The 16,687-nt window shown below is 60.7% G+C and carries 12 protein-coding genes; 4 read left to right on the forward strand and 8 right to left on the reverse strand.

The window, feature by feature from the left end; translation table 11 throughout:
• The first annotated feature begins 158 nt into the window (after window positions 1–158).
• Window positions 159–4,310 carry a hypothetical protein gene (locus CAG02_RS18575; RefSeq protein WP_085710828.1) on the forward strand — a complete coding sequence of 1,384 codons (4,152 nt, stop codon included), beginning with the start codon at window positions 159–161 and terminating at the stop codon, window positions 4,308–4,310.
• A 1-nt stretch (window position 4,311) separates the two neighbouring features.
• On the opposite strand, the gene CAG02_RS18580 is transcribed toward CAG02_RS18575, so the two are convergent.
• The 5 genes from CAG02_RS18580 to CAG02_RS18600 all read right to left on the reverse strand — a co-directional run bounded on the left by CAG02_RS18580 (window position 4,312) and on the right by CAG02_RS18600 (window position 8,649).
• The gene (locus CAG02_RS18580) at window positions 4,312–6,129 is read right to left on the reverse strand and encodes an ABC transporter ATP-binding protein (RefSeq protein ID WP_085710829.1); all 1,818 of its coding nucleotides are present in this window, start codon (window positions 6,127–6,129) and stop codon (window positions 4,312–4,314) included.
• Complete coding sequence (locus tag CAG02_RS18585; protein ID WP_085710830.1) at window positions 6,122–6,757, reverse strand: DsbA family protein; 636 nt, start codon at window positions 6,755–6,757, stop codon at window positions 6,122–6,124. The genes CAG02_RS18580 and CAG02_RS18585 overlap by 8 nt, the downstream gene beginning before the upstream one ends.
• 2 nt (window positions 6,758–6,759) lie before the next feature.
• On the reverse strand, window positions 6,760–7,701 hold the full coding sequence (locus tag CAG02_RS18590) for a rhodanese-related sulfurtransferase (protein ID WP_085710831.1): 942 nt from the start codon (window positions 7,699–7,701) through the stop codon (window positions 6,760–6,762).
• A 102-nt stretch (window positions 7,702–7,803) separates the two neighbouring features.
• Window positions 7,804–8,118: a BolA family transcriptional regulator gene (locus CAG02_RS18595; RefSeq protein WP_085710832.1), complete on the reverse strand. Its 315-nt coding sequence runs from the start codon at window positions 8,116–8,118 to the stop codon at window positions 7,804–7,806.
• Between the two features lie 12 nt (window positions 8,119–8,130).
• Window positions 8,131–8,649, reverse strand: a complete 519-nt coding sequence (locus CAG02_RS18600; RefSeq protein WP_085710833.1) for a DUF2059 domain-containing protein — start codon at window positions 8,647–8,649, stop codon at window positions 8,131–8,133.
• Between the two features lie 193 nt (window positions 8,650–8,842).
• Here CAG02_RS18600 and CAG02_RS18605 point away from each other — a divergent pair, with 193 nt between their 5' ends.
• The gene (locus CAG02_RS18605; RefSeq protein ID WP_085710834.1) at window positions 8,843–10,237 is read left to right on the forward strand and encodes a class II fumarate hydratase; all 1,395 of its coding nucleotides are present in this window, start codon (window positions 8,843–8,845) and stop codon (window positions 10,235–10,237) included.
• 120 nt (window positions 10,238–10,357) lie between these two features.
• Here CAG02_RS18605 and CAG02_RS18610 read toward each other — a convergent pair whose 3' ends face one another.
• Window positions 10,358–11,317 (reverse strand): DMT family transporter, encoded by a 960-nt coding sequence (locus CAG02_RS18610; RefSeq protein ID WP_085710835.1) that lies wholly within the window; start codon window positions 11,315–11,317, stop codon window positions 10,358–10,360.
• Window positions 11,318–11,527: 210 nt separating this feature from the next.
• Between CAG02_RS18610 and CAG02_RS18615 the strand changes: the two genes are divergently transcribed.
• Entirely contained in the window at window positions 11,528–11,728 is a 201-nt protein-coding gene (locus tag CAG02_RS18615) for a DUF6316 family protein (protein ID WP_085710836.1), read from the forward strand.
• Here the strand turns inward: CAG02_RS18615 and CAG02_RS18620 are convergent.
• Together CAG02_RS18620 and pap are read right to left on the reverse strand one after the other, a co-directional pair.
• Window positions 11,725–12,909 carry a thiolase family protein gene (locus CAG02_RS18620; protein WP_085710837.1) on the reverse strand — a complete coding sequence of 395 codons (1,185 nt, stop codon included), beginning with the start codon at window positions 12,907–12,909 and terminating at the stop codon, window positions 11,725–11,727. The two genes, CAG02_RS18615 and CAG02_RS18620, sit on opposite strands and share 4 nt — an antisense overlap.
• Before the next feature lie 101 nt (window positions 12,910–13,010).
• The gene (gene pap / locus CAG02_RS18625; RefSeq protein ID WP_085710838.1) at window positions 13,011–14,525 is read right to left on the reverse strand and encodes a polyphosphate:AMP phosphotransferase; all 1,515 of its coding nucleotides are present in this window, start codon (window positions 14,523–14,525) and stop codon (window positions 13,011–13,013) included.
• Window positions 14,526–14,698: 173 nt separating this feature from the next.
• On the opposite strand from pap, the gene mnmC reads away from it, so the two are divergent.
• On the forward strand, window positions 14,699–16,678 hold the full coding sequence (gene mnmC, locus CAG02_RS18630; RefSeq protein WP_085710839.1) for a bifunctional tRNA (5-methylaminomethyl-2-thiouridine)(34)-methyltransferase MnmD/FAD-dependent 5-carboxymethylaminomethyl-2-thiouridine(34) oxidoreductase MnmC: 1,980 nt from the start codon (window positions 14,699–14,701) through the stop codon (window positions 16,676–16,678).
• Window positions 16,679–16,687 lie beyond the last annotated feature (9 nt).

Below are 16,687 nucleotides of genomic sequence, written 5' to 3' on the forward strand. Positions count from 1 at the left end.
TAGGAGGCGTTCGGGGTTCCGGCAAGCGACGGATCAGCCCTGATTCAGTACAAACGCAGGGTTATACATATGTAACGCCGGACAAGTGGCTGGCGACGTTTTACTGGCACTCCAGTTCCCCCCTTTCAGGGCAGGAAATCGTTCTCGCGGAGTGCTTCATGACATCGACTTCTCTCGCTACAACCGACACACCGGACACCCAGGAGTTTCGTGCCAGACAGGCATTGGGACTTGATCTGGGCCCCGACATCGAAGACCTGGTTCCCGAGCCCGACGCACGGGAAAAGAAAAGCTACAAGGCGCTCGAACGCGCATCACCTGAGCTTGCGCTATCCATGTCCATGCAAATGTATATGGCAAAAATCTCCGATACGCGGATCGTCGACACCGTAACGACCTTCATGAGCGGCCAGTCCACGTTGATAAAGCATCTGGGCGCCGCCACCCTTTCGAGCGCTTCCGTCGAGCAACTGCGCGCGACACCGTCGGTATGGCTGCAGAAAATACTCGACTCGACCCAGGCAACGGCTCTGACCGAGCAACTGTTGAAACAACTCAAGTGGTACGGTGCAAACCCCGGCGAACAGACTCCAGCGTCCATCCGCTATCAACTCTTGTGTAAAGCCATCCGTCTCTACGTGCGGGCACCTTCGGTCGATCACCCGGATGCGCTCGAAGGTTTCAGTTGGCAAGACCCTGCACACTGGGGCAAAAGCTACCAGACCCTGCGCAGTGCTTTCGAACAGCATTTGCTGAAAGCTCGGCGCGCCGCCGATAGCAAAGAAGCAATCGTGCTGGCCCATGTGCTGTACACCCGCGAGTCAAAGGATTTCACCGTGGGCGACATTCCGTCTGATCTTCGCTACAAGAGCTCGATGGTGTGGGTCAATTTCATGCACGGCGTGCTGCTGGCTGACGAACTTGGCCTTGATCGACTGCAGCCGCTTTCCTTTCAACAGCTCGTCAATCTGCCTCTGGAGCGCAGCACCAACGCTTCAACCGAGGAACTTGAAAAAATTACGCGACTGAGACTGAGTCCGGCACTCGACTGGGCAGTCTGCATGGGCATCGTTCAGCCACGAGTGGCATCCGACTACACCGAGGAGGAAATCGAACGAGCCATCGCGGCACTGGAACGCCAGAGCGAAAGCCTGAACAAGGCCGTGCAATCCCTGGAGCTGCGCCCGCCGGACAGATTGCAGATGGCCAAGCGTATGAAAGAAGATGCCCTGGGCACCCATGTACTGGGGACGGACGGACGCAAACTCCTGCGGGACGATCCGCCGGCCACTCTGGGGCACAGAGACATGCCGTCACTGAAACGGGAAGGGTACGGGTTTCTGGATCTCTTTGCCGATGGGCAATTCGATGATGGCAATCGATGGTTTTTCACCGAGCCAGATGGAAAAACGCGGACCTTCGAAGCGTTTCGCGTGGACAAAAACCGGTATTTTTACTCGGAACGCGAAATAGACGGTACCTATCGGCGGATATTTTCCGGCGGGACCGTCCGCAACCTTTCCGGCAAACCGCTCCCGGATGTCAACGCGGAGTTTGCATCGGCGTTCGACAAGCACCTGAGCACCATCAGATCTGCGTACAAGACCTTGGTTCTCAGTTTGTTGGTATCCCTGCCGCAGGCTGATCGCCGGACGCTGGAACAAGGTGATGTAGAGGTGCTGGGACTGCGCGCAAAAACAAGACCGGGCATTCATACAGAACCTCTGGCGAGGAAAGGCTTCGTACTGAAGGTATTACTGGAAGGCCAGTTCAGCTATTACGAGGTCATCCCGAGCGCCGGTTTCATTCGTCAGAGAACCGGGCTGAGGTTTTCGACCATAAATGGAGTGTTCACCGAGTTTCCGCTGCATGCGGTCATCCCCGGACAAACCTTTTCAAGCAAACACAGCACGTCGCTACTGCTCGACTGGGATGCTCATGCCAGAGGCTCCACCCCTGCCGCTCGGCAGTACTACATAGGATTCCTCGATGTCGTGGCCCGTATATCTCGGGACTCGGCCGCTAATGACGCGGCGGGAACAGGCCTGGAATCCTCCCGACTGGTTGCACTGGCAGACCACATCGCCACGCATTTTCTTTACGTCGATGAAAAGCATCTGCGCATTCAGGCCCGCGGCATGACGACCTTCGATATCACCCGGGCAAAAATCGAGAAACGGCTTGCAGTGCTCGAAACAATCGTGAAGAGCTTCGTACCGTTCTGGGGCAGCATTGACGATCTCTCGTCGGAGGGAACCGGGAAAAAAGTCATGGGCGCTTTGGGATTACTCCTCGATCTGGCGTCTTTCCTCTTCCCTGTAGGCAAGTTCATCTCGGGCTCGGTGCGACTGGCCCGGGCCGGCGCCAGCGTCACAGGCATAGTGGTCAAAGCCAGCCTTCCATCTTTCACGACCCTGTCGCGCAAGCTGATAACTTCCTCACTGAAAAACCTCAACCCGCTGGATGGCATCCCGAAACTGGCGAAGTCAGTTGCCCTAGGCAGCGGCAAAGGGTTGCTTGCTGCAGGCCGGCTGGGTCTCGGAGGGATCCGACGACTGACCGGGCAAGTCGACAACTACCGTCTGATTCGCAACATGCCACAGGCCATAGACCCCGGACGCTGGAAACCACTGACCCACGGCGATCAAATGGCAAGCATCAACGGCGTAGACGACATCCTGATACGCAACACCAGTCCGACAGACCTGAGTCGGTTCCACCTTGTCGATCCTGCCACGTCTCTGCCCTATGGCCCGCGTCTGAGCAACAACCCTGGAAACCTGATCCACGGCCAATCCACCTTCAAGACCTTGCCACCCTCTGAATCCCACGTGCTCGCCGAGATCCCGGAAAGCGCACACATTCGTGAAGTGCTGGAGGTCGATGGTCGAACCACGCTGTTGATTGATGACATCCCTTATCGACTGGATGGCGATCAATTGCGCCGCGCCGACCTGATCGATGGAACGTCGATGTTCAAATCCATACCTTGCCGGGTGCGACGAACACCGGGTAGCGATGTTTGCAAAACGAGCTATGTCACCCGGGCACCAGCGCCGACGCCTCTCCCGAACAGTCAAGACACAAGCAAGGGATGGGCGCCTTGGTTCGGCGATACCATTTACACGCCGGCCATCCCATCTCGGCCATTACTGAAAAGCGCCATCAAGACCTACAAGCAACTCAATGCATCATTGGAGTTTCAAAAGGGGATTTATGCGCGCATCAAGGTTCGCCTGCCCTACGATCGCTCAAAAAAGCTCGATACGCTTGAAGTCGGAGCAATCATCGTTCCCGCGAAAGATGACTCGAAGCACTATGTATTCACCCGCCTCAACGCCGGGGATTTTTACGTCGCCGAACGCCTGCCCGGACAGGCTCTTGCCGATCCTCTGGTTTTACGCAAGGCACAAACCCTGCCTGTAGGACTGGCTGAGGAACTGAAGACGGTTTATACCGGGTCGCTCAATGCCAACAACACGGCACGGATCCACACGGTTCCAGAGGTAGAGCGCGCCTTGAAAACCATGGAGGAAATCGCCATTCCACTCGGCACGAACGCCAATCCGCCTGCCGGCATGAAATGGCTGAAGGTAGACACCAGCCCCGGTGAAGCACTGATGTTCGACCACTCGACGCGAATGATCGTAGCGAAGCGTGCCGAAGGTGCCACCACGTGGGCACGAAGCAAGGACGCTCCTGAGGTTTTGCGGCAGCGGACAGCGGAAATTTTCGACACCCTGTTTCTCTCACCGACGATCAAGCCACCCGCTGCCAACGCGTCACTGCGCATCGAAGACACAATGCAAAAACTGCAAAAACTGCTAAGCCGATTTGACCGTACAGACAATGCCCGCAACATTGCCTATGCCGAAGTCATCACCGCAAAAGGCGTACGAGAAGTGTACGTCAGTGTTTCCGGTGCTCATGGCACAACAAAACACCTGCCCCTGTTTCGGCACCTGGGCGCCAATCATGTGAAGGTCGGCGACACGACCTACGTCAACGTCGACTTCAGCCTGACTGTTGGCAAGACGAACCTGGAGTTGACCGATAAAGGGCGCCTGGCAGCCGTCCCGCTGACTATCAAGAACATCGATACCTACACACCCACACTGGCGGCCCGACCGACCTCTCTGGACAGCGAAAGCAAGCTGATACGCGTGATTCGCGAGAAATACACCGATCCGCTTGAGCTGAAATCGGTGGACGTCGCTACCACGATGCCGCCCTGCGAATCGTGCTCACTGGTCATGAAGGAATTTGGTCATAGAGGTGAAGCCGATGCGTTGCAGGTTTTATGGAAATGACCTACATCCGCTGCAAATGCCCATACAGCTTGGCGTACAAACCACCATCAGCAATCAGTTGCTGATGGTCGCCATCCTCGGCCACTTGCCCGCCGTCGAACACCAGCACCCGGTCTGCCTGCTTCACTGCTGACAGGCGGTGGGCAATGATCAGCGTGGTGCGGCCATGGAGGAACCGCGCCATGGCCTGGTGCAGGTTGTATTCGGTGGCGGCGTCGAGGGCCGAGGTGGCTTCGTCGAGGATCACCACTTTCGGCTCGGCGAGGATCATCCGCGCAATCGCCAACCGTTGCCGCTGGCCGCCGGACAGGCGCACGCCGGAGCGGCCGACGATGCTGTCCAGCCCGTCCGGCAGGGCGCGGATGGCGGGTTCGAGCTGGGCGATTTCCAGCGCCTGCCAGCAGGCGTCGTCGCTGCGGGTACGGCCCATGGTCAGGTTGGCGCGCACGGTGTCGTTGAACAGCGCCGGATGCTGCAGCACCACCGCGACATTTTCCCGAACTGTTTCCAGGCCGATTTCCTGCTGGGTAGAGCCGCCGAAACGGATCGTCCCGGCCAGAGGCGTGTAGAGCCCCAGCAGTAATTGCACAAGGGTACTTTTGCCGCCGCCGCTGGCGCCGACAATCGCCACTTTCTCGCCCGGTGCGATGGACAGGTTCATCTGGTCCAGTACCAGTTCATCACCATAACCAAAGCTCAGGCCTTGCACCTCGATCCCGACGGTATCGCGGCCCTTGAACGGGTCGACGCCGCCGGGGTATTGCGGCTCGTCGGCGCGGGCCAGCAGCTCGTTGATCCGGCTCAGCGCGCCGCCGGCGGCGTAATAGGCGTATTGCAGGTTCAGCAGTTGTTCGACCGGGCCGATCATGAACCACAGGTAGCTGAACACCGCGAGCATCTGGCCGATCGACAAGTCGGAGAACAGCACCGTCAACATGGCCGCCGCGCGGAAAATGTCGATGCCGAACTGGAACAACAGACCGCTAGCCCGGTTCGAGGCGTCGGTCTTCCACTGCGAGTTGACCGCGTAGTTGCGCACTTCCTGAGCCCGCAGGCCGAGGCGCCCGAGGAAGAAGCCCTGACGGTTGCCGGCGCGCACTTCCTGAATCGCATCGAGGGTTTCGCTCAAGGCCTGAGTGAAGCGTGAGGTGCTGTCGTTCTCCAGTTTCTTCAGGTGCTTGACCCGTTTGCCCAACTGCACCGTGGCGTAGATCACCAGCGGATTGAACAGCAGGATCAGCAGCGCCAGTTTCCAGTGCATCCACATCAGGATGCTGGCGGTGCCGACCAGGGTCAGCATCGCCACCAGAAAACGGCTGAGGGTTTCGCCGACAAACTTGTCGAGGGTGTCGAGGTCGGTGACCAGGTGCGTGGTGACCGTGCCGCTGCCCAGGCTTTCGTATTCGCCCAAGGAGATCCGTTTCAGACGCTCGATCAGCCGCACGCGAATGCGATAGACGATGTCCTTGGCCAGCCGCGCAAACAACCGCGCCTGCAACACGCCAAAACACAGGGCACTGCAACGCAGGGTCAGGGTCACCACCAGCATCAGGCCGATGTAGCCCGCCGCCTGCTGCCACATCGAGGGCAGCACATGATTCATGACTTTCAGCGCCGCATCGCCGTGGCCGAGCAGGACTTCGTCCACCAGCAACGGCAGCAGCAACGGAATCGGCACGCTGCACAGCGTCGCCAGTACGGCCACGCCGTTGGCGATCCACAGGGATTTTTTGTGATGAAGTGCCAGTCGCCGGACTTCAGCCCAGCTCAGCCGGTCGACACGCTTGACGGCTGGCGTGTCATCGGCCGGGTCAGACACAGGCCGCGCGCTCCAGCCATCGACCGAGCAACGGTGACAGTTCACTGAGCGGCTGGTAGCCGTTGGTCAGCAACGCCAGTTGGCCATTGCGTTCGGCGAGCAGGGTCGGGAATCCGGCGATGCCCAGATCCTGAACCCAGTTGAAATCGGCCAATGTGGCCTCGTGCTGATCAGCACGATCGAACAACGCAGCGAATTCGATACGTGGCACGCCGGCCTTTTCGGCCAGTTCCACCAGCACGTCGGCGCGGGTGACATCGCGACCCTCGACGTAGAACGCGTGCTGGATCAGCCCCAGCAGCGTCCATGCACAATCCGGTGCCAGAGAACGCGCCGTGACGATGGCGCGGCAGGCAGGCTCGGTGTCATAGACAAAGCCCTCGGGCAACGCACCTTCGAACTTGAACGGCTGGCCGGTGGCTTCGGCGACGGCCTGCCAGTGTTCGAAGATATAGCGCCGGGTGGTCGGCTCCAGCGCCGCGCCACTACCGGTGCGCAACCCGCCAACCACCAGGTGCAGTTCCACCCCGGCAGCCTGCGCCTGCTCCACCAATGCCTTGGCGACCGGGGCAAATCCCCAGCACCACGAACACATCGGATCCATCACATAGAGCAGGCGTGCAGACATGATTAAGCCTCGGAGGATGCTTGCTTATAGTTGTAGCCGATCGGGTGCGGCATGTTGCGCGCTTTTGCCAGTTCGATCTGTTTCTGGCGGTCGATGGCGCTGCGGCGGGTCTTCTCGCTCAGGCTGTTCCAGCAATGCGGGCAGCTGATGCCGGCCACGTAATGCTCGGAGGCGCGATCCTCGACGCTGACCGGTGTACGGCAGGCATGACACTGATCGTAGTCGCCTTCGCTCAGGTCATGACGCACGGTCACGCGGTTGTCGAAAACGAAGCAGTCGCCCTGCCATTTGGTCTCTTCCTGCGGCACCTCTTCGAGGTACTTCAGAATGCCGCCCTTGAGGTGGTAGACCTCTTCGAAGCCTTCGCCCAGCATGTAGCTCGACGCCTTCTCGCAGCGGATGCCACCGGTGCAGAACATCGCGACCTTCTTGTGCACGGCCGGGTCGAAGTGTTCTTTGATGTAGTCGGGGAATTCGCGAAAACTGGTGGTTTTCGGATCGATGGCGCCTTCGAAGGTGCCGATCGATACTTCGTAATCGTTGCGGGTGTCGATCAGCAGCACTTCCGGATCGCTGATCAGCGCGTTCCAGTCCTGCGGCTCGACGTAGGTGCCGACCTTCTTGTTCGGATCGACGCCTTCGACGCCCAGGGTCACGATCTCTTTCTTGAGCTTGACCTTGGTGCGGTAGAACGGCTGCTCGTCGCAATACGATTCCTTGTGGTCGATATCGACCATGCGCGGATCGTTGCGCAGCCAGGCCAGCAGGCCGTCGATGCCTTCACGGCTGCCGGAAACCGTGCCGTTGATGCCTTCTTCGGCGATCAGCAGGGTGCCTTTGATGCCGTTGTCGACCATCGCTTGCAGCAGGGGCTCGCGCAGGTTGACGTAATCTTCGAGGGTGACGAACTTGTACAGTGCCGCCACGACAATCGGTTGTGTCATGGGTGTTTCTCCAGGTGGCTACCCTCGTAAAGGGTGAACCGGATGCGAAAAAAAACGCGCCGGGTGAGCGGCGCGTTGCGGATTCTAGCAAAAAACCTCAGTTCATTGCTGCAAGGCTCGATGCTTGCTGCCGCCGGCACAGGTCGGCGACGCCGGAGCGGCGCCCACTTCTGCCCATTCCTGCGGGGTGTAGGTGTGCAGCGCCAACGCATGGAACTCGCCCATCAGCTCGCCGAGCGTGCCGTAGACTTTCTGGTGGCGCTTGACCCGGTTCAGGCCTTCGAACTGCGCACTGACCACCACTGCCTTGAAGTGGGTCTGCAACCCGCGACTGTGCATGTGGCTTTCGTCCAGCACCTGCAGATGCTCAGGCTGAAGCAGCGCCAGCGTCGATTCGATGCGTTGTTGCATGGTCATCACGAACTCCGCTTACTTCTTCTTGGCCGGAGCCGCGCCTTTCGGTGCCAGCTCGTTGGTCATGTCGTCCAGCAGCTTGTTGACCACAGGAACGGCCGGTTCCAGTTTGGCCTGAGTCATCTGGGCCGATTGCTGAGTCAGCTGCGGCATTTTTTCCAGGACTTTCTTGCCCAGTGGCGACTGGTAGAACGCGACCAGGTCTTTGAGCTCCTGTTCGCTGAAGTTGCTGGTGTAGAGCTTGACCATGTCCGGCTTCAGCTTGTTCCAGCCAATGGCCTGGTCCAGGGCGGCGTTGGCCTTGGCCTGGTAGGTATCCAGTACGGCTTTCTTGGATTCCGGAGCCTTGGTCTGTTCAAAACGCTGGGCGAACATCTGCTGCACTTGCATGTACACCGGAGTGCCCAGCTTGTCAGCGTGCGCCAGGGTCAGGAAAGCTTCGGCACTGGCGTTGTGGCTGGCGGTATCGGCAAGCACCTGGCCGCTGGCGCAAACCAGGGCAACCGCGGTGCAGATGGCACGAAGACGAGTCATCGAGTTTCCTTTTCAGCTAGGCGAGGTAAAACCCCAAGGGCGACCATTCTGCGCCTGAATAACGCTGCGGCTCAACCCCCGGGCCTTGCCGCGCTTGATTGGCGGGGATTTGCCGGTCAACAATCGACTGGAGGGAACCACCCGGGCCGACACCGGCCTAAACTGCGCAAACAGACCAACAGGAGTGTGCACGATGAGCCGTATCGAAACCGACAGCCTGGGCCAGATCGAGGTCCCGGACGACGCTTACTGGGGCGCTCAGACGCAACGCTCGCTGATCAACTTCGCCATCGGTCAGGAACGCATGCCATTGCCCGTCCTGCATGCCCTGGCCCTGATCAAGAAAGCCGCGGCCCGGGTCAACGACCGCAACGGCGACCTGCCCGCCGACATCGCCCGTCTGATCGAACAGGCCGCCGACGAAGTGCTCGACGGCCAGCACGACGACCAGTTCCCGCTGGTGGTCTGGCAGACCGGCAGCGGCACCCAGAGCAACATGAACGCCAACGAAGTGATTGCCGGCCGCGCCAACGAACTGGCCGGCAACCCGCGCGGCGGCAAGACGCCGGTGCACCCGAACGATCACGTCAACCGCTCGCAGAGTTCCAACGACTGCTTCCCCACCGCCATGAGCATCGCCACCGCGCAAGCGGTGCAGACCCAACTGCTGCCGGCCATTGCCGAGCTGTCGGGTGGTCTGGCCGAGCTGTCGGCGCGCCACATGAAGCTGGTGAAGACCGGTCGCACCCACATGATGGATGCCACGCCGATCACCTTCGGCCAGGAACTCTCCGGTTTCATAGCGCAGCTGGATTACGCCGAACGGGCGATCCGCGCCGCATTGCCAGCGGTGTGCGAACTGGCCCAGGGCGGCACCGCCGTCGGCACCGGGCTCAACTCGCCCCACGGTTTCGGTGAAGCGATTGCTGCCGAGCTGGCTGCACTTTCCGGTCTGCCGTTCGTCACCGCGCCGAACAAGTTCGCCGCCCTCGCCGGCCATGAACCGCTGACCACGCTGTCCGGTGCCCTGAAAACCCTCGCCGTGGCGCTGATGAAAATCGCCAACGACCTGCGCCTGCTGGGCTCCGGCCCCCGCGCAGGTTTTGCCGAAGTGAAGTTGCCAGCCAACGAGCCGGGCAGCTCGATCATGCCCGGCAAGGTCAACCCGACCCAGTGCGAAGCGCTGTCGATGCTGGCCTGCCAGGTGCTGGGCAACGACGTGGCGATCGGTTTCGCCGCCAGTCAGGGTCACTTGCAGTTGAACGTGTTCAAACCGGTGATCATCCACAACCTGCTGCAATCGATCCGCCTGCTGGCCGATGGCTGCAGCAACTTCCAGCAGCATTGCATCGCCGGGCTTGAGCCGGATGCCGAAGTCATGGCGAAACATCTGGAGCGCGGCCTGATGCTGGTGACGGCGCTGAACCCGCACATCGGCTACGACAAATCGGCGGAAATCGCCAAGAAGGCCTACAGCGAAGGCAAAACCTTGCGCGAGGCAGCGCTGGAACTGGGCTATCTGACCGATGAAGAGTTCGATGCCTGGGTGCGGCCGGAGAACATGATCGAGGCCGGCGCCAAGGGCTGAGATCTTCAACGCCTGACAGTCCGTCTTCGCGAGCAAGCCCGCTCCCACATTTATCGCAATCCCATGTGAGGATGCGGTCGAATGTGGGAGCGGGCTTGCTCGCGAAGAACGATGACTCGGTTAACCTGCTGCTATACGCATCCGCCGGGCCTTGAGCCCGGCAATCAGCGAAGGCCCCAGTGCCACCAGCGCCGAACCCAGCACCACCAGCACCGCCCCGCCATACGCCAGCAAATTGATTTGCTCGGCATGCACATATTCCGGCCACACCCCGGCCGCCACCGCCACCGCTGCGAACGTCACCAGCGGCGTAATCGCCAACGTTGCGCTGACCCGCGAGGCCTCCCAATGCGCCAGTGCTTCGGCAAACGCGCCGTAGGCGATCAGGGTGTTCATACAGCACGCCAGCAGCAGCCAGCCCTGCAGCGGGCTCAACTCCAGCGCTTCGAGCGGATGCACCCACGGCGTCAGCAGCAAGGCGCAGAACAGGTAGATCACCATCATCACCTGCAGCGAATTCCATACCGTCAACAATTGCTTCTGCCCTAGCGCATAGAACGTCCAGACGGTCGAGGCCAGCAGCACCAGCAACACGCCGGCGGTGTAGTCGGACAACGACGTGAGCAATTCCGCCAGACGCTGATTGAAGAACAACGCAAAACCGATCAACAGCACCGCCAGCCCCATGCCCTGACCAATGCTGAAGCGCTCCTTGAACACGAACAGACTGGCGATCAGCAACATGATCGGCCCCATCTGCACCACCAGTTGCGCGGTGCCGGGGCTAAGCAGGTTCAGGCCCATCAGGTACAGCACGTAATTGCCCACCAGACCGAGCACCGCCATCAGCACCAGCCAGCCGCCCTTCGGCCCGAGCACCTTGCGATTCGGCAAACGCTTTGTGGCCGCCAGATAAATGAACAGGCAGCCGCCGGACACCGTCAGGCGAAACCAGGTTACCGTGATCGGGTCCATCACCTGCAGCACCTGTTTGAGCTTGATCGGCAGGATTCCCCACAAGAACGCGGTCAACAAGGCCAGGAACATGCCGTACACCCAACGACCCGATGAAACGTGCATGAGAACCCCGAAAGCCAATGACAGGAGCGCTCATTCTAGGCGCAGCGGCAAGCGCGACACAGGGACAGTTGCGCTCAAGCCGCAAATGAAACTGTGCAGGTCGCAGCATTAAATTGACGTGTTGCCGTTGATCGGCTGGCGAAGCGCTGCAAGTGGTTCAGGCATAAGCTCTTTGGATCCCATCCAGCGCAGCGCTCAAGGAGATCGATCATGTTCGGAATGCGCGCCCAGGACACCGCCCCCGCCACGCACTTTCGCAGCGACCGGGTGTGCCGGGTCAATGGCGAACTGTTTTTCAGCACCCGGGAGAACACCCTCGAAGGGCCGTTCGACAGCCCCGAGAAAGTCGAGCAGGAAATCCGCGCGTACATCGCGCGGATGCAATTGCTGGATTCCGACAGCCGGACTTAGCGCACGGCCTCAAACAACCCGGTCGCGCCCATCCCGCCGCCCACGCACATGGTGACAATCCCGTAGCGCAGATTGCGTCGTTGCAACTCACGCACCAGATGCCCGACCTGTCGCGAACCGGTCATGCCGAACGGGTGACCGATGGAAATCGAGCCACCGTTGACGTTGTATTTTTCGTTGTCGATTTCCAGCCGATCACGGGCGTACAGGCACTGCGAGGCGAACGCTTCGTTCAATTCCCACAAGTCGATGTCCGCGACCTGCAAACCTTTGGCCTTGAGCAGCTTCGGCACCGAGAACACCGGGCCGATGCCCATCTCGTCCGGCTCGCAACCGGCGACTGTAAAACCGCGGAAAAACGCCTTTGGCTTGAGCCCCAGTTGCAGGGCTTTTTCCAGGCTCATCACCAGCGTCATCGAGGCGCCGTCGGACAACTGCGACGAGTTGCCGGCAGTCACCGAACCGTCCTCGGCGAACACCGGTTTCAATCCGGCAAGGCTTTCATAGGTGGTATCCGGGCGATTACAGTCATCGCGATCGACGATGCCGTCGAGGATCTGCACTTCTCCGCTGTTCTTGTCCTCGACCCGGTATTTCACCGCCATCGGTACGATTTCATCATTGAACAGGCCTGCTGCCTGCGCCTGAGCGGTGCGGATCTGACTTTGCAGCGAGTAACGATCCTGCGCTTCGCGACTGACGCCATAACGACGCGCCACCACTTCGGCGGTCTGACCCATGGTGTAGTAGATGCCCGGGGTCTGCTGCTTGAGCAACGGGTTGATCAGATGATCGGTGTTGACGCTTTTCAGGGTCAGGCTGATCGACTCGACACCGCCGGCGACGATGATATCGCTGCAACCCGAAGCGATCTGGTTGGCGGCAATCGCAATCGCCTGCAGACCCGAAGAGCAGAAACGGTTGAGGGTCATGCCCGCCGTGCCGGTGCCCAGTTGCGAGAGCACCGCCACGTTACGGCCGATGTTGTAGCCCTGGGCGCCTTCGTTGGAACCGGCACCGACGATGCAGTCCTCGACGCTGGCCGGATCGACGTCGTTGCGCGACAGCAAGGCATTCACGCAATGGGCCGCCATGTCATCGGGGCGGGTCTGGTTGAACTTGCCGCGAAAGGACTTGGCCAGGCCGGTCCGCACGCTGTCGACGATCACCACTTCACGCATGGCATACCTCATTGTTGTAGTCGGTTGAGAGTGGACCGAGCATAAGTCCACCCAATCACCGACCGCGACAATCATTCACCTCGCGTATGCGTGCCCATCGTTCAGTCCTTGTGCTTCTTTTCCTTCTTGTCGGATTTCTCGAAGGCTTCTTCCAGCGCGCGATTGATCGTGCGCAGCACCTTGACCCGGGCCCAGCGCTTGTCATTGGCCTCGACCAGTGTCCACGGCGAGATTTCGGTGCTGGTGCGGTCGACCATGTCCCCCACCGCCGCACGGTAGGCGTCCCACTTGTCGCGGTTGCGCCAGTCGTCCTCGGTGATCTTGAAGCGCTTGAACGGGATCTCCTCACGGGCCTGGAAACGCTCCATCTGCGTGTCCTTGTCGATGGCCAGCCAGAACTTGACCACGATCACCCCGGCATCGGCCAGTTGCTCTTCGAAGTCGTTGATTTCACCGTAGGCACGCATCCAGTCGGCCGTGCTGCAAAAGCCTTCTATGCGCTCTACCAGCACCCGGCCATACCACGAGCGGTCGAACACGGTGAACTTGCCCCGGGCCGGAATGTGCCGCCAGAAACGCCACAGATACGGTTGCGCCCGCTCCTCTTCGGTCGGCGCGGCAATCGGCACGATGTTGTACTGACGCGGATCGAGCGCCGCCGCGACCCGGCGGATGGCCCCGCCCTTGCCCGCCGCATCGTTGCCTTCGAACACCGCCACCAGCGCGTGACGGCGCATGCGCTTGTCACGCATCAGCCCGGACAGGCGAGCCTGCTCGGTGATCAGTTGCTCTTCGTAATCCTTCTTGTCCAGGTTCTGGTTCAGGTTGAGGCTGTCGAGCAGGTTCAACTGATCCACCGATGTGCCCAGTGGCTGGGCACTGACAGCGTTCGAATGCACGTCCGGACGTTTCAGCGCATTTTGCAGGCCTTCGAGCAGGATCTTGCCCACGGTCAGGCTGCGGTAATGCGCGTCCACCCCTTCGATGACATGCCAGGGTGCGTAGTCGCGGCTGGTGCGGCGCAACACGCGCTCGCCGTATTTGACGAACTTGTCGTAGGTTTCCGACTGCTGCCAGTCCAGCGGGCTGATCCGCCAGCTGTGCAGCGGGTCGTCGGCCAACGCCTTGAGCCGCGCCTTCATCTGTTTCTTGGACAGGTGGAACCAGAACTTGAAGATCAGTGCGCCTTCATCACACAGCATCTTTTCCAGACGCTCGGCACCGGCGATGGCCTGATCCAGTCGCGGATCCTTGAACAAACCGTGCACCCGGCCCTGCAGCATCTGGCTGTACCAGTTACCGAAGAAAATCCCCATGCGCCCCTTGGCCGGCAGCATCCGCCAGTAACGCCAGGCCGGTGGTCGCGCCAGTTCTTCGTCGGTCTGCTGGTCGAAGGTACGCACTTCGATCAGGCGCGGGTCCATCCATTCGTTGAGCAGCTTTACCGTCTCGCCCTTGCCGGCGCCTTCGATGCCGTTGATCAAAATGATCACCGGAAAACGCTTTTGCTGCTGCAACTCGAACTGGACTTCCAGCAGTGCTTCACGCAGCGCGGGTACGGCGGCGTCGTAGGTTTCTTTGTCGATGGCGTGACCGATTTCAGCGGATTCGAACATAGGGACGGCTCCTTCCAGGATTCAGCAAGACTAGCGGATTGGGCACAGACGCGGCACAGAAATTCCCGCCGGGGGCGGATTGTCCTTGAGTCATCCGTAGCAAGGCTTGCCATGGATCAAGCGCTGCCCGCGTGATCGGCTAGAATGGCCGCCTTGCCGTTGCCGAGCCTGCCATGAAACCTGTAATGCCCCACGCCCAACTCGACTGGGATGACCAAGGACGCCCGCGTTCGCGAGTGTTCGACGATGTGTATTTTTCCGATCAATCGGGGCTGGAAGAAACCCGCTACGTGTTCCTTGAACAGAACCGCCTGGCCGAGCGTTTTACCGCGCTGCCGGCGGGCGGGCGACTGGTGATCGGTGAAACCGGCTTCGGCACCGGGCTGAATTTTCTCTGCGCCTGGCAGTTGTTCGAACAGCATGCGGTGGCCGGTGCTCGGCTGCATTTCGTCAGCGTGGAAAAGTACCCGCTGAGCCCTGCCGACCTGCAACGGGCGCTGGCGTTGTGGCCGGATCTCAAGCTGCTGTCCGATCAACTGCTCAAGCATTACGTGGCAATCCATCAGGGTTTCCAGCGAATTGTTCTGGATGACGGTCGCGTGACCCTGACGCTGTTGATCGGCGATGCGCTGGAGCAATTACCGCAACTGGATGGCCAGATCGACGCCTGGTTTCTCGACGGTTTCGCCCCGGCGAAAAACCCCGAAATGTGGACCGCCGAATTGTTCGCCGAACTGGCGCGGCTGGCGGCGCCCGGCTCGACCATCAGCACGTTCACCAGCACCGGTTGGGTGCGACGCCTGCTCAACGCCGCCGGGTTCAAGATGAAGCGCACGCCGGGTATAGGCCACAAATGGGAAATTCTGCGTGGCGAGTTTCTCGGCTGGCCGGAGGATGTGCCGTTACCCGCTGCGGACAAACCGTGGTTCGCCCGCCCTGCCCCCGTTGCCGGAGAACGACGCGTTTTGGTGATCGGTGCCGGCCTGGCCGGTTGCGCCACGGCGGCCAGCCTCGCGGCGCGGGGTTGGCAGGTCAGTCTGCTGGAGCGTCATGCGGGGGTGGCACAGGAAGCCTCGGGCAATCCGCAAGGCGTGCTGTACCTGAAACTGTCCGCCCACGGCACCGCACTGTCGCAGTTGATCGTCAGCGGTTTCGGCTACACCCGGCGCCTGCTGGAAACCCTGCAGCGCGGCACCGACTGGGATGACTGCGGCGTGCTGCAACTGGCGTTCAATGAAAAGGAACGCGAACGTCAGGCGCAACTGGCGGCCGCGTTTCCCGAAGACCTGCTGCAATGGCTCGATCAGCCCGAGGCGCAGGCCCGTGCCGGGATCGGTCTGGCCCACGGCGGTTTGTATTATCCCGAAGGTGGCTGGGTGCATCCGCCCGCGTTGTGTCAGGCGCAATCGGCACAGCCGGGCGTCACGCTGCTGACTCATCAGGACGCTGTCGAGTTGCGCAAGGTCGACGGTCAGTGGCAAGTTTTCGACGGCGGACAATTGATCGCCACAGCGCCCGTCGTGGTACTGGCCGGCGCCGCGGAGATCAAACGGTTTGCACAGAGCGCCGAGCTGCCGCTCAAACGCATTCGCGGGCAGATCACCCGTCTGGCACAGACCGAAGACAGCCAGGCACTGGCAACGGTGGTCTGCGCCGAGGGTTATGTGGCCCCCGCCCGCCTGGGTGAACACACCCTGGGTGCCAGCTTCGACTTCAACAACGACGACCTGACCCCGACCACCGCCGAGCACCTGGGCAATCTGGCGATGCTCGAAGAAATCTCCGACGACCTGGTCTTGCGCCTGCACATCAAGGATCAGGATCCCGAACGCCTTGAAGGACGTGCCGCGTTCCGCTGCACCAGTCCTGACTACCTGCCGATCGTCGGCCCGCTCGCCGACCGCGAAGCCTTCGATCAGGCCTACGCAGCCCTGGGCAAGGATGCCCGACAAGTACCGGACATCGCCTGCCCATGGCTGGACGGCCTGTACATCAACAGCGGCCACGGTTCACGCGGCTTGATCACCGCGCCACTGTCAGGTGAATTGCTGGCAGCCTGGCTGGAAAACGAACCACTGCCCCTGCCCCGCAGCGTGGCCGAAGCCTGCCATCCCAACCGGTTTGCCCTGCGCCGGCTGATTCGAGGCAAGTGACGGGAACAG

Source organism: Pseudomonas sp. R43(2017) (assembly GCF_002112345.1).
GTDB lineage: Bacteria > Pseudomonadota > Gammaproteobacteria > Pseudomonadales > Pseudomonadaceae > Aquipseudomonas > Aquipseudomonas kribbensis.